Annotated in this window: 8 protein-coding genes; 4 read left to right on the top strand and 4 right to left on the bottom strand. The window is 51.0% G+C overall.

Annotated elements, in window-relative coordinates:
- The first annotated feature begins 37 nt into the window (after positions 1-37).
- The gene (locus T325_RS00580) at positions 38-1585 is read left to right on the top strand and encodes a carboxylesterase/lipase family protein (RefSeq protein ID WP_036909547.1); all 1548 of its coding nucleotides are present in this window, start codon (positions 38-40) and stop codon (positions 1583-1585) included.
- Between the two features lie 58 nt (positions 1586-1643).
- Here T325_RS00580 and T325_RS00575 read toward each other — a convergent pair whose 3' ends face one another.
- The gene (locus tag T325_RS00575) at positions 1644-4019 is read right to left on the bottom strand and encodes a S8 family serine peptidase (RefSeq protein ID WP_081910986.1); all 2376 of its coding nucleotides are present in this window, start codon (positions 4017-4019) and stop codon (positions 1644-1646) included.
- Positions 4020-4035: 16 nt separating this feature from the next.
- Entirely contained in the window at positions 4036-6501 is a 2466-nt protein-coding gene (locus tag T325_RS00570) for a glycoside hydrolase family 94 protein (protein ID WP_036909545.1), read from the bottom strand.
- A gap of 274 nt (positions 6502-6775) precedes the next feature.
- Between T325_RS00570 and T325_RS00565 the strand changes: the two genes are divergently transcribed.
- From T325_RS00565 to T325_RS00555, 3 genes are read left to right on the top strand one after another with little or no spacing between them, the layout of a single operon-like run.
- Complete coding sequence (locus tag T325_RS00565) at positions 6776-9964, top strand: SusC/RagA family TonB-linked outer membrane protein (protein WP_036909544.1); 3189 nt, start codon at positions 6776-6778, stop codon at positions 9962-9964.
- A 16-nt stretch (positions 9965-9980) separates the two neighbouring features.
- Complete coding sequence (locus tag T325_RS00560; RefSeq protein ID WP_036909543.1) at positions 9981-11468, top strand: RagB/SusD family nutrient uptake outer membrane protein; 1488 nt, start codon at positions 9981-9983, stop codon at positions 11466-11468.
- Complete coding sequence (locus tag T325_RS00555) at positions 11468-11890, top strand: DUF6057 family protein (RefSeq protein ID WP_036909542.1); 423 nt, start codon at positions 11468-11470, stop codon at positions 11888-11890. The genes T325_RS00560 and T325_RS00555 overlap by 1 nt, the downstream gene beginning before the upstream one ends.
- Here T325_RS00555 and T325_RS00550 read toward each other — a convergent pair whose 3' ends face one another.
- A complete protein-coding gene (locus T325_RS00550) occupies positions 11891-13066 on the bottom strand; it encodes a BaiN/RdsA family NAD(P)/FAD-dependent oxidoreductase (RefSeq protein ID WP_036909541.1) in 1176 nt (391 codons plus the stop codon).
- The gene (locus T325_RS00545; protein WP_036909539.1) at positions 13063-15150 is read right to left on the bottom strand and encodes an acetate--CoA ligase family protein; all 2088 of its coding nucleotides are present in this window, start codon (positions 15148-15150) and stop codon (positions 13063-13065) included. The genes T325_RS00550 and T325_RS00545 overlap by 4 nt, the downstream gene beginning before the upstream one ends.
- Positions 15151-15229 lie beyond the last annotated feature (79 nt).

Raw genomic sequence — 15229 nt, 5'->3', positions numbered from 1 at the left:
ACGAGACTTTTTTCATATTATAAATTATCAATCAGAAATGAAACAGAAACTATTCATGCTGGTCTGCGGACTACTAAGTACGATGGCACTGCTTGCGCAGCCACTGCTTAAAACTCATGTTGAGACAGGAGATTTGGAGGGCATACTCGAAGGAGGTGACCTCGCAGTTTATAAAGCTATTCCCTTTGCGGCACCCCCTGTGGGCGAGTTGCGTTGGAAGGCCCCTCAGCCAGCCAAGCCATGGCAGGGTGTGCTGAAGGCCGAGGAAGTGGCTAAGTGGCCCCCACAGCCTGAGCGTGGCGACGTGTCGTATGACATGATGAGTGAGGACTGCCTCTACCTCAGTGTCGTTACTCCCGCTAAGACGGTCGACGAGGCCCTGCCAGTGATGGTCTTTATCCATGGCGGTGGTTTCCAGACCGAGCACTATGGCGGTGAGCTGTGGCAGAGTCTGGCCCGTCGTGGCGTTGTCACCGTGGCTATCGAGTATCGCGCCGGTGCCCTTGGCTTCCTGGCGCATCCCGAACTCTCCAAGGAATCTCCCGACGGTCATTCCGGCAACTATGGCATCCTCGACCAGATTTTTGCCCTGCAATGGATCCAGCGTAACATCAAGAACTTCGGCGGCGACCCCTCGAAGGTCACCATCTTCGGTGAGTCGGCTGGTGCCATGAGCTGCAGCATCCTGTGTGCTTCACCTTTGGCAAAGGGACTCTTCCGCGCCTGCATCAGTCAGAGTGGTGCTTTCTTCTCGTCTAATGGCGCGGTGACGCAGCAACAGGCCGAGATGATGGGTGTGATGTTCCAGAACCAGTTGGGTAAGAAGTCGATTGCCGAGATGCGTGAGATGGACGCGAAGTCGCTCACTGGAACCGGTGTGCAGTTCCCTGCCTGTACGCCTGTCTTCGACGGTTATGTGCTCACAGCCGAGCTCTATGACCTCTACAAGCGTGGTGAGTATCAGGATGTGCCTGTGATCATCATGTACAACAGTGATGAGGGAAGTGCCATGCTTGAAAGTATCTCTGTGGCTGATTTTAACAAGGAACTGGGTAACCTGCCCGCTCTGTTTGTTGACCGTGTGAAGGAGATTTATCCGGCAGAGAACGACGAACAGGCGCTCTTCAGCATCCGTGACCTGATACGCGATCTTAACTTCGGTACTCCAGCTAATATGTGGGCTAAGCTGCAGACAGAGACAGGTAAGAGTCCCGTCTATTTCGCCTACCTTGCCCAGAAGTCCGACCGCACCGTCTATGCCAAGGGCAATCGTCGTGGTCCCGCCCATGCCGACGACATCCTCTACCTGAGAGGTGCTTTCGACAAGGAAAAGGAGAAATACCAGCAGGAGTATGCCGTTAGTCAGATTATTCAGCAGTACTGGGTGAACTTCGCCACCAATCTGAATCCTAATGGTAAGGGACTGCCCCAGTGGCCTGTGTTTAATCCTGATCTCAGTCAGAAGACGGTGATGCAGTTCAAGAATGGCGGTACTTCGCTCGTTCCTGTGCCAAACGCAAAGAATCTGAAACTGCTGGAGGATTTCTCTGAATGGGTTCGCTCACAGCGCACGATAAAACCGTAAAAACCTTAACATAGAAGAAGAGGATGTGTCAGACTTCTGGCACATCCTCTTTCCTGTTTTAGTGAGACTTACGAATCAGCGTAGAGCCTAGATTTCCGAGTTGCACGGCGTAGACCCCTTCTTGCAATCCCGCCAGACTGATGGTTCCGCTCTGTACCTTCGTCTGTCTTACGGATACTCCCTGCAGGTTGTAGATGGTGGTCTCGGTGCCATCGTCAGCGCCGTCGGTATAGACGATATCACCAACGACGCGGAAAGTCACGTCCTTGGGTTGCTGCTTACTCAGCGTGGGGATGCTTGTGTCGATCCCCAGCACATAGAGCAGACCCTTGTAGGCGTTCATCTTTCCTGCACCGAACCGTTCAGGTTTCGCCTTCGTATATTCGTCGGTATCGCTCGAGTGGGCGATGATATCCTTGATGTCTTCGCAGGTCAGTTGTTTGCCCTTGTCCATGGCAGCCTGTATCCAGAGAGCTACGATACCAGCCGAACAAGGTGTTGCCATCGAAGTGCCGCTCATGTATACATACGGATAGTCGCGTTCGTTTTTCTGGCCAGTGAACTGATTGTTATAGCCCTTGTCCTCATAGATGTTGTATTCATTCTTGTCGGGGTCGAAGCTATTACCGGCGGCTACCACGAGGAGACCGGGTGTGCAAACGGTGGGGTGCTTGTGTCCGGCCAGGTCGGTACCATAGCTGCTGAAGTATGTCACGTCGCCCACCTCAAAATTCTGTTTTACGGCTTTGTTCATGCCCTTCTCCTTTATCTTATTGTTAGCTGACCATGCGCCAACAGAGACAGGAACGCCCGAAGTGTTCCAGTCGCCAATCGAAATACTGGAGTCGCCCATCTTGTAATTCAGGTCATTGTCTTGTCCGACCAGCTGGACGCCCTGATCGCCCCAGCAGTGGAGTTCTGTCTCCTCCTCAGGTATCAGGTTGATCTTGAATCCCAGGACATCTTCTTCCGGCTTGTCGCCTCTGTTGTATATCTGAGAAATGAAAGCCAGGTCGCTCATACTGAGAATTAGCTCGGTATAGATATACGGCTTGCCGTCCTGGTTCATCGCCTGGTTCTGATAGCACCATATCTGTATGTCACCATCCTTGATGTATTTCAGCAGTCCTTCCACGGCCTCCTTCTCTTCGCCTTCCAGATGACTGTTGTCGGCATCCTCTCCGGCATAGAAATAGGTGCCCTCGCCATAATTTCCTGTGTTTGGGTCTGAGTTGAATTCGATGGGCATCTGGTAGTACTTATGACCATCCTTCAAGCTGACGATGGCAACCTGCATCGTCACGTTCTTCTTGGTTTTCATACCTCCCCATACATAACCATCGCCTTGGCCTGGTGAAACCAGTACGCTGACTGTATCCTTGGCCGCACTCTTCATGTTGAGGTACATCTGATCGCCGCCTTCGTTGCTGGTGCAGAGCATAATGGGAAGTTTCCCCTCTTTCGCATAACTGCCAATCACCCTGGCCATGTTGCTGCTGCCGTCGTGCCAGCCATCATGCGAGTTGAGGCTTATGCTGACCACGATAGGCTGCTGCAGCTTTTGGGCCTCATTCCTCAGGTACTCAAAACTCTCAACGATCATGTAGGCTGTCGCATCCGTTTGGTTGTCACTGCAGAATTTATAATAATCGCTGTCTCCAAACGCCGGACAGATCAGAATGTCAGCCTCAGGAGCTATACCGCCGAGGGGATTTCCTGAGACTCCCTTCACGTCGCTGGTGCTGCCTGCGGCGATACTGATACAATGTGTGCCGTGTGATCCGTCAGGGTTCTTCACCTTCAGCGTGTCGAGGATATCCTCGGCCTTGCTATAGTATGATCCTGTCAGGGCTTCGCCATCTATTCTCACGCTGTCGCCGCCAAATTTGAAGTTGCCAGGCTCATATACACCCTTGATGCGCAGTTTGCCGTCTTTGTCTTTGAAATTGGGGTGGGTGAAGTCAAATCCGTTATCGATAATGCCCACGATAACCCCCTTGCCCGTATAGGCCTGTGGCAGTTTCTCACCTGTGCCGTCGATCACCTCGCCAGCCTGTGTCACCTTACGGTTCACGTCCGTCTTCTTACTCACTCTGGGACTGACGTCGATCTTCCACACCCCCTTGGTGTTGGCCAGTGCGTCGAGTTTCGAGTAAGGAGCGTCGAGCAATATCATGTCGCCCCTTACCATTCTGATCTGTGCGCCAGCGCTCTTCAGCTGATCAGCCACCTGTTGCGCATTCGCGCCCTGTTCGCAGTTTACGAAGAAGTAACCGCGTTTCGACTCTGCGGGTACGGTCATGCCTCTGGTCTCAGCTTTTCTGACGCCCTGCTCTGTCAGTTGTCTGGCTATCTGAGCTCTGTGCGTCACGAATCCCTGTGCTCCCGCTGTGAGAGCACTGGTGAGCAATAATGCTAAAATGAACTTTCTCATAATTCTAATTGGTTATTTACATTGAAACCTCTACGGTATGTTTGCCAGGAGAGTAGGGGATGACGGTGCCATCGACCTTCGTGCCATCGAGGGTGATTGTCTTGACGCCCTTCTGCTGGCCATTCGGATGGATGGTAATCTGGTACTCGGCCTCGCGGAACTTACGGCTGACGGTGTAGTCGGTAGCAGTCTCAGGCAGACAAGGATCGATGCGGATACCATCGTAGTCGGGCTTGATACCCAGGATGAACTCTGATACGGTGTACCACATCCATGCGGCAGTACCTGTGAGCCATGAGTTCTTACCCTCGCCCGGCTTGTAGGCATCCTTACCAGCCACCATCTGGCAGTTCACGTAAGGCTCCACCTTATGCAGCGTCTGGTACTTCTCCTCGACGTAAGAGGGTAGGATCTTCGCGTAGTGGCTCCAGGCATCGTTACCACGACCTGCGATACACTCACCGATGATGACCCAGGGATTGTTGTGGCAGAAGATACCGGCATTCTCCTTGTAGCCCTCGGGATATGAAGAGATCTCGCCATATTCGTAGATGTACTTCGTGAAGGCGGGATTGTTGAGTACCATACCGTGTTCGCACTCGAGGTACTTCTTACAAGAGTCGAGCGACTTAGCCACCATACCTTCCTCGGCGCCAATCTCTGCCATCGTACACCAGCCCTGAGACTCGATGAAGATCTTGCCTTCCTCGCACTCGTTAGAGCCAATCTTACGACCATAGAAGTCGTAGGCGCGGAGATACCACTCGCCGTCCCAGCCATGCTTCTTCACGGCCTCGATCATCGCGTCGATAGCCTCCTGCATGCGGGCTGCCTCGTCGGTCTTGCCCAGCTTCTGGCACAGGGCAACGTAGTCCTTACCTGTTACGACGAACAGACCGGCAATCATGAGACTCTCGGCCTTGGTGCCCTCTGATACGTTCTCAGTGGTCTGGAAACTCTCATTAGGATCCCATGAGAAGCAGTTCAGGTTGAGGCAGTCGTTCCAGTCGGCACGTCCGATAAGCGGGAGCATGTGAGGACCGAGGTTCTTGATGACATGATCCATCGAGATCTTCAGGTGCTCGAAGAGTGTGACCTCAGAACCCGGCTGGTTGTCGAAGGGCACCATCTCGTCGAGGATAGAGAAGTCGCCTGTTTCCTTGATATAGGCCACGGTACCGAAGATGAGCCAGCAGGGATCGTCGTTGAATCCACCGCCGATGTCGTTGTTGCCGCGCTTGGTGAGGGGCTGATACTGGTGATAGCAGCCGCCATCGGGGAACTGGGTAGAGGCGATATCGATGATGCGCTGACGGGCGCGTGATGGAATCTGATGTACGAATCCTACGAGGTCCTGGTTAGAGTCGCGGAAACCCATGCCTCGGCCGATACCGCTCTCGAAGAAGCTTGCGCTGCGAGAGAAGTTGAAGGTTACCATGCACTGGTACTGGTTCCAGATGTTAACCATGCGGTCGAGCTTGTTGTTACCCGTGTGTACATTATATATATTAAGCAGAGCATCCCAGTACTCACAGAGTTCGGCAAAAGCCTTGTCCACCTTCTCAGTGGTGTTGAGCTCGGCGATGAGCGCATGAGCCTTTTCCTTATTGATGACCTGAGGAGCGCTGAATTTCTTGTCCTGTTCGTTTTCGATGTAGCCAAGGAGGAACACAAAGTCCTTGCTCTCGCCAGGCTGCAGTGTTACCTCGATATAGTGAGAGGCGATGGGGCTCCAGCCATGAGCGTGACTGTTGCGGGGTTTGCCCTCCATCACTACCTGTGGGTCGGCAAACTCATTGTACAGGCCAATAAAGGTCTCGCGATCGGTATCATAGCCTTGTATCTCTGTGTTCACATGATAGAACGCATAGTGGTTGCGACGCTCGCGGTACTCGGTCTTGTGATAGATGGTTGAGCCTTCAATCTCTACTTCGCCTGTTGAGAAATTGCGCTGGAAATTTTCCATATCGGTAGCAGCATTCCACAGACACCACTCCTCGAACGAGAAGAGCTTCAGGTGCTTCACCTCGTTGCTCTCGTTCTTGAGGGTTAGCTTCTGTACTTCGGCCCATTTCTTCAGAGGTACGAAGAACAGCACGCTAGCCTCTACACCATTCTTCTTTCCGGTGATGCGTGTATAGCTCATGCCATGACGGCACTCGTAGAAGTCGAGCGGTGTCTTACAGGGCTTCCATCCGGGATTCCAGACTATGGTCTTGTCTCCCTGACTCCCTGTCTCCTTGTCTACTATATAAAAGTATCGCCCGCCATTGTCCATGGGTACATTATTGTAACGATAGCGGGTAATGCGGCGGAACTTGGCGTCCTTATAGAAGGAATAGCCGCCTGCGGTATTCGAAATGAGTGAAAAGAAATCTTCGTTGCCCAGGTAATTGATCCAAGGCCAGGGGGTCTGTGGGTCTGTGATGACATACTCGCGATGCAGGTCGTCGAAATGACCGTAACGTTTCTGTTGTTCCATAATGAATGATTTATCGTTTTAATTGTTGTTTCTTCTTGCGGTCGAATTGTAATTCGCCCACAAAGTTACAAACATATTCCGAAATTTACAAGGTTTTGATTAAAACTTTGATGAATCGCGCATACATTTTGTTTAAAAAGTATTGCGGATTGCAAACATTTTATTATTTTATTTGTTTTTTAGAAATATTTTCATTATCTTTGCCCCGCATTTTTGTTTCATATATAAGAAGGGATTCAACTATATTACTAATTAATTTATAAAAACTTTAAAAATGAAAAGACTCAGTATGATTTTTGCCAGTCTGTTCCTGTTTGTTGGAATAGCTCTGGCACAAACGACGGTAAAGGGTACCGTTGTGACCTACGAGGACAATGAGCCGGTTATCGGCGCAAGCATCCAGGTGGTAGGCGCAACCAGTATCGGTACTATTACCGACATCAATGGAGAGTTTACCCTGGAGGTTCCTGCAGGGAAGAGTACCTTGAAAGTCACTTATGTGGGCATGGAGCCTCTGGAGGTGGCAGTGAGTTCAAAGCCCCTGCGCATCCAGCTTCGCAGTGACGCCCAGAGTCTGGACGAGGTGATTGTCGTAGCTTATGGTACTGCTAAGAAATCATCGTTCACAGGTTCTGCTTCAACGGTGAACGCCCAGAGCATAGAGAAACGTCCGATTACCAACGTGGCTTCAGCCCTCGAAGGTAATGCCACAGGTATTCAGGTAACCTCAGGCTCAGGTCAGCCTGGTGAATCACCTAAAGTACGTGTGCGTGGTTTCGGTTCTGTGAATGCCTCGAACGCTCCCCTTTATGTGGTTGACGGCGCCATCTATAACGGTAGTATCGGTGACCTGAACCCTGCCGACATTGAGAGCATGACAGTACTGAAGGACGCTGCCTCAACCTCTCTTTATGGTTCAAGTGCAGGTAACGGTGTCATTCTGATCACCACCAAGAAGGGTAAGACAACCTCAGGAACAGGTGTTTCCCTCGATATCAAGCAGGGTTGGTCTACCCGTGCCTATAAGGACTATGCCAAGGTAGGTATTCGCGACTTCTATCCCTTGCAGTGGCAGATGCTGAAGAATGCGTATGTTTCTGCAGGTAAGGACGCTTCGGAGGCTGCACAGCTGGCTACTACCGAACTGGGTTCAACACTGCGTGGCTATAACGTCTTCAAGGGCGTGGCTGATGACGCTATCGTTGGTACCGACGGTAAGCTGAATCCTGCAGCCAACGAGCTGAAGTGGGGTGACGATACGGATTGGGACGACGCAGCCTTCAAGACCGGCTATCGTCAGGAGTACAACCTGAGCTATAACACCAAGACCGACAAGAGTGATACCTACGCTTCGGTTGGTTATCTGAAGGACAACGGTTATGTGCTGAAGACCGACTTCGAGCGTTACAGCGCACGTCTGAACTATAATATCTATCCTACCAAGTGGTTCAAGAGCGGACTGAATCTCGGTCTGAACCGCAGTGTGTCAAACTACTCTACAGCAGACTCAGACAACAGCAGCTCATATTCTAACATCGTGCGTTACATCCGTCAGATGGCTCCTATCTATCCTATCCACAAGCACGACCTGGCTTCAGGTGCTTTTGTGGATGCAAACGGCAATCCTACAACAGATCCCGCACAGTATGTTTACGACTATGATGGCGACCGCTTGTCTTCACCAGGTCGTGACGCTATTGCGGAGACCCTGTTCAACAGCCGTGACTTTACACGTAACGGACAGAATGCCCGTACCTATGTCACCATCGCTCCGATTGACGGTCTTGAACTGACAGTCAACTATTCTTATAGCAACAACGACCGTCGTCGTAAGGTATATGAGAACCCGCTGGTAGGTGATGGTACAGCCGGTCCTGGTCGTCTGAACATCCTCTCTACCCGTACAACCACTCAGACTCTCAACGAGATCATCAATTACAATAAGACCTTTGGCAAGCATCATGTAGAGGCAATGCTCGGTCATGAGAACTATAGCTACAGATATGAGTATCTGTATGGTATGAAGACTGAGGAGACCCTGAAAGACCTCTATGAGTTCGGAAACTTCGTGAACATCAGCAGTCTGAGTTCTTATACTCACAACTACAAGAAGGAAGGTTACTTCGGTCGTCTGAACTATGACTACGATAACAAATACTATGCTTCGATGTCATACCGTCACGACGGTTCTTCACGTTTCTCTAAGGATAACCGCTGGGGTGACTTCTGGTCGTTTGGTGCCAGTTGGCGTATCAGCGAGGAGAACTTCATGAAAGACGTGAAGTGGGTCAATAACCTGAAGTTGCGTGCCTCTTATGGTGAGACAGGTAATGACGCAATCCTTGACAATGAGGGCTACGACGACTACTATCCCTACCAGACCTTGTATGGAACAGGTTATACGAACTATAACGAGGCTGGTGTTTATTTCACGATGATTGCCAATCCGAACCTGAAGTGGGAGACTCAGATCTCTACAGACCTGGCTCTTGAGTTCATGCTGTTCGATCGTCTGACCGGTTCTATCGAGTACTTCAACAAGTCGTCTAAGGACCTGCTCTTCGACGTGTCACAGCCTCTGTCAACTGGTGTGCAGTCTGTTATCCAGAACATAGGTAAGGTGTCAAACTCTGGTGTAGAGATTGAGCTCGACTACAAGGTTCTGAATGAGAAGGACTATGGTTTCAGTGTTGGTGCCAACGCCACCTTCATCAAGAACAAGATCACCAAGTTGCCTGACACCATGAAGGACGGTTATGTAAGCGGTTCTAAGAAGTGGGTTGAGGGCAAGAGCATCTATGAGTTCTGGCTCCGTCAGTGGTGGGGCGTTGACCCTGACACAGGTGACGGTCTGTGGATTGCTGATCCTGACAAGTATGAAGAGGGTGGTAATACCTTCATGACCAAGGACGGACAGCAGCTGACCAACGACTATACCAATGCTAAGTTCGACTTCAGCGGTGCTTCTATCCCCAAGATGTATGGCGGTTTCAACCTGAAGGGTTACTATAAGGCCTTCGACATTGCCGCTGTATTCTCTTATCAGCTGGGTGGTAAGCTGCTGGACTATGGTTATCAGGGCATGATGGCTACCGACAACTTTGGTGAGGCTATGAGCCCTGATCTGCTGAATGCATGGCAGAAGCCTGGTGATGTGACAGATGTTCCTCGTGTTGACGCTACAACAGCTCATAACACCAACATCTCTACCTCATACTCTACACGTTGGCTCACCAAGTCAGACTATCTGAACCTGCGCTCAGTCACTATCGGCTATCAGTTGCCTAAGCAGCTGCTTAACCTGGTTTATGTGAAGTCGGCACGTCTGTCGTTCGCAGCAGAGAACCTGTTCATGTTGAAAGCCCGTCAGGGTCTGAACCCAATGGCTCAGTACAATGGTCTTGTTTACAACGAGTACCAGCCTTCTCGCAACTTCACTTTCTCGCTTAATGTTTCATTCTAATAAATAATAAGGAATTATGAGATACAATAAAATATCGACAATCGTGCTGGCAGCAGCGATGGCTCTCGGACTGAGCAGCTGCTCTGGCGACTATCTGGACACAGTGCCGTCGAATAAAGTCTCAGAGGGGTCAATCAATGCCTCGCTTGAGAATCTCTATATCGCCCTGAATGGTATCCATAAGGAGATGGTATCGCAGGAGACAGGTTATCAGTGTCTTGGTGGTGAGCCTGGCTTTATGTTCTGTCGTGACATGGAGGCCGACGACATTACCTGGATCACCAATACATGGTGTAAGGCAGCTTACCTGGGCTGGAGCTGTAATATGAATGAGAGTTCCGGTTACAACATCAAGTACTGGACCATCTATTATCAGTGGATCCTGAACGCCAATAAGATCATCGCAGGTGTGGAAGAGGCACCTATGACTGATGCTGCCCTCTATAATCAGGTGAAGGGTGAGGCACTCTGTATCCGTGCATGGGCGCACTTCAACCTGGTACAGCTCTATGCCAAGCGCTATGCCGCCGGTGGTAACAACACACAGGACGGTATTCCCTATCGTCTGACAGCTGTAACTGAGGAACAGGCTCGTAACTCTGTTGAGGAGGTCTATCAGCTGATCAATGCCGACCTTGACGAGGCTTGCAAGCTGTTGGTAGGCATCAATCCCGGTTATCACCACTACAGTGAGATGGTGGCATGGGGTTTGAAGGCACGTGTGGCTATGGCTAAGCAGGATTACACCAATGCAGCCACCTATGCAGCTAAGGCCATCCAGTTGGCTGAGGCTAATGGCGGTGCCCTGATGCAGGGCGACCAGCTGATGTGTGGTTTCTCCGATATCTGCTCAGACACCAAGGAGGCTATGTACGCAGCCCGTACTCCGGATGATAAGACCGTATACTTCTACTCATTCTATGCTTATATGTCGTGGAACTTCAACGCTACGGCTATCCGTCAGGGTGTGAAGTGTATCAATGCCGATACTTACGACACCATGTCAGAGACAGACCTGCGTCGTGCATGGTTTGACCCGACAGGTGAGATGGAGGTGCCTGCAAAGACATATGTGAAGCAGCCCTATCAGAACCGTAAGTTCACCGCCCGTTCTAGCGCTGACGCTGTAGGTGATGTAGCCTTCATGCGTCTGGCAGAGATGTACCTGACCGAGGCAGAGGCGCTGGCTCGTGCCGGACAGACAGCACAGGCTCAGGAGGTATTCACCAAGTTCCAGGTGACACGCGATCCCTCGTATGTGTCTAAGGGAAATGCTGGTGATGCCCTGGCAGAGGAGATCATGAACAGTCGTCGTGTAGAGCTCTGGGGTGAGGGCTTCCGCTTCTATGACCTGAAGCGCCTGAACCTCCCCATCCATCGCGGACGTAACTTCGTTCAGACTTTCTGCACCTTTATCGATAAAGAGGCAGGTGCAGACGGTTGGGTCTGGGAGATTCCCAAGAATGAGACAGACTTCAACAAACTCTGTACAAAGAACTATTAATGATTATCAAATCACACTGGAAGATGATGATGGCAATATCCTTTGCCTTCATCATCTTTTGTTTCTGGTGTTTCCTTTATCCTCATGCAGTTGTAGGGCAGGAAAGACTGTTTGTCTGGGATACTGAGTTCTGGCAGGAGTATGGCATATACCAGTATATAAGGGATTTCTTCTTGCAGTTCTTTCATTTCGCATGGCTCGGTGCTTTGTTATTGGCATTGGTCTGCTTAATGGCCCAGGGGCCGACCTTTGGTTGCTTGACCTGGAAACTGGTGAAACGCGAAGTCTTTTTCTCTTCTATTGATGAAAAAGGAAAAGCCACAAAGCCTTTCCTACTGCCTCAGAAGAACCCCAAACGCTATTATCATCGCACACTTTATTCATTCAACACTCCTGATTTTATATCTTCTCCACTGCAATAGTCAGCAATCTATGTGATTCCCTAATCCAGAGATTGCTTTGGCAACGGTGTGGGCGGTAGTCCAGGCTGCCTGGAAGTTGAAGCCTCCTGTGACACCATCGATATCAAGCACCTCTCCTGCGAAGTAAACGTGGGGGAGGTCTTTGCTTTCCAGAGTGTTAGGATTGACGGCTGAGAGGTCGATGCCTCCACAGGTGACGAACTCGTCCTTAAAAGCCGCACGTCCTGCTATCTGGTAGCTGTCGTTGCAAAGCATGTTGACCAGCCGGTTCAGTTCTTTCTTATTGAGGTTCTGCCAACGGTTTTGGGCACGCTGGCCTAAGGCCTTCTCAAGGAGGTAGTTCCACAGGCGACTTGGCAGATCGAAAGGGCGGATGCTGCCGAGTTGTTTCTGGGGGTGCTGACTGATGATGCGGTGCAGTTCGGCAAGAACCTCTGGGTCTTTAAGGCTGAGCCAGTTGACGGCCAAAGGCATCTGGTAGCCGTGATCATGGAGTTCGCGGGCAGCATGGCTGGACAGCTTCAGGATGGCAGGTCCACTCATGCCCCAATGAGTGATGAGCAGCGGTCCCGTGGCACGGAAACCGGTGCCTGGGATATAGGCGGTGGCATCCTCTACGACAGTACCCATCAAGTTGCGTAGCGCCTTGTCCTCGATGCTGAACGTGAATAGTGAGGGAACAGGTTCGGTGGTAGGAATGCCGGCAAGAGAAGCCGTACCACCACCAGAGGTGATGGCGATGCAGTCGTAATCAGCGAGTTGGCCGAGAGATTCTATTTTTGTGCCAGTACGTATCTCGATGCCATGTCGACGCGCCTCTGCCAGAAAGAGGTTGATGATGGTGTGGGAGTCTTGTGAGGCAGGGAACACACAGTCGTCATCTTGTGTCACCAGACGTACGCCATGTGCCTCGAACCACTCGTAGGCATCGTGATAGTCGAAGGTCTTAAAGAGACGTTTCAGTAGGCGATGCCCTCGGGGGTAGACCTGTGAGAGGTCACTGACGGAGGCGAAAGAGTTGGTGCAGTTGCAGCGTCCACCTCCAGAGACTTCGACCTTGGCGAGCACCTTCTTCGATTTCTCGAAGATGGTCACTTCGCACGAAGGACTCATCTCCTTCAGGTTTATAGCCAGGAAGAATCCTGCTGCGCCACCACCGACTATCGCAATTCTCATGAGCGTTCTATACGTATTCTCGCGTCGACAGCAACGACATCATGTTCGTCGGCCAACAATGGGTTAATATCCATCTCCTTAATCTCTGTGGCAAAGCGCAACAGAGTAGAGAGGCGTACGATGATTTCAGCGTATTTCTGTTCGTTGAGTCCCTTTTGTCCACGTGTGCCCTTGATAATCTTATAGCCACGAAGTGAGTGGATCATAGAGTATGCCTCGCCATAGGAGAGAGGAGCCAGACCGCTGGACACATCCTTTAGTACCTCAACGAAAATACCGCCAAGACCGCAGAGTACCACATGACCGAAACGCTCTTCGTATTTGGCGCCAATGAAGAGTTCGGTACCTTTGAGCATCTTCTGCACCATCACACCTGTGGCGTCCTGGATTTTCATCATACGGTCGAATTCAAGTGCCAGATGCTCTGGTGTACGGATGTTCAGAGTGACGCCACCCACATCGCTCTTATGTACAGGACCAACGACCTTTGCTACTACAGGGAAACCCACTTTCCCGGCAAAGGCCGTGAGTTCTTCCTTAGAGATGCTTACCATCTCAGGTACTAAGGGAATGCCGGCACATGAAAGCAGTTCGCGAACGGCATCAGGTGCCAGGTAGCCACTCTCCAGTCCCTCGAATTTCAGACGATGGGTCTCGCGATAGATGATGTCACGTATCTTAGGCACATCAACCCCGTAGAGTTCCAGTTCAGAGGGCGCAGGCTGTGGGGTGCGCATGATCTGACTTAAAGCAGTGGCCAGAGTCACCTCGTCGCTGAAGTTGACATGACCTTTCTTCAGGAACTCTTCCACCTCAGGTCCTGCCGTATGCAGGCTCGGCAATACAGGGAAGATCGGTTTCTTGCACGCCCGTATCTTCTTGTCAAGCACATCGTAGGCCTCGTAGAGCTGAGTGAGACCAGGAGTGCCATAGATGACGGCGATGGCGTCGATATGGTCGAACTTATTCTCGCAATAATCAATGACCGTGCCCAGTTGTTCTGCTGTTCCTGTAGCCAGGAAATCGATGGGGTTGGCTACGGAAGAACCAGGGAAAAGCTTACTCTTCAGTTCCTCGGCCTCAGGACCTTCTATCTTAGGTACGTTGAGGCCACCCTTCGAGAGCGCATCGGTGAGCATGACCCCGGGGCCACCTGCATGGGTGACGATGGCGAAGTTCCTGCCCTTCAACTCAGGTAGGGTGAAGATACAACCTACAGTGGTGAGCTCTTCGCGGGAGAAACAGCGCACAATCCCCGCTTTGCGGAAAAGGGCCTCTACGGCAGAATCGCTGGAAGCGATGGCGCCTGTATGTGAAGATGCCGCACGACTGCCGCTCTCGCTGGAGCCGGCTTTGATGGCTGCTATCCTGCAGCCTTTACGAATAAGACTGCTGGCATGGAAAAGCAGCTTATCGGGGTTGGCGATGTTCTCGATATACAGTAGTTTTACCTTTGAGTCCTTCTTCGCATCGAAGTGCTCGTCCATGTACTGAAGTACGTCTTCAATGCCAATCTGCTTGCCATTGCCTATCGACCACACGCTGTTGAACTGCAGACCCTTGATGACGGCACTCTCGAGAATGAATACCGCTGTAGCACCAGAGCCACTGATGAAGTCGACACCAAGAGGATTCAGGTTTGGTATAGGCAATGTGAAAACACTATGATGGTTGCGATTCAAGAGTCCGATGCAGTTGGGACCGATCAAGGCTGCCCCGTATTTCTCGCAGGTGTCGAGGATGCGCTTCTCAAGTTCAGCACCGGCCTTTGTCTCTTCGCCAAAGCCCGCAGATATGATGACAAAAGCCCTCACCCCCTTCTCCTTGCAGAGATAGTCCACATAGTCCGGGCAGAACTTAGCGGCTACTACGAGCACAGCCAGCTCACTCTCGGGCACATCCTTTACATCATGAAAGACCTTGATTCCCTGCACTTCATCTTCTTTGGGATTGACGATGTGCAGGGGACCATCGAAACCGCCATTGATGATATTGCGTACGATAGAGCCACCAGGCTTATGTACGTTGTTGGAGCCGCCGATCACGACGATGCTCCTCGGATTCAGTAGTTGTTGGTTAATCATGGATGCAAAGATAATATAAAAATACATAATTAGCAAGCGAATATGGAATATTTTTTCTACCTTTGCATCATTAAACCCA

Origin of the sequence: Prevotella sp. FD3004, assembly GCF_000746155.1 — a bacterium.
In the GTDB taxonomy this organism is placed as follows: domain Bacteria; phylum Bacteroidota; class Bacteroidia; order Bacteroidales; family Bacteroidaceae; genus Prevotella.
This window is presented reverse-complemented; position numbering and strand designations above follow the sequence as displayed.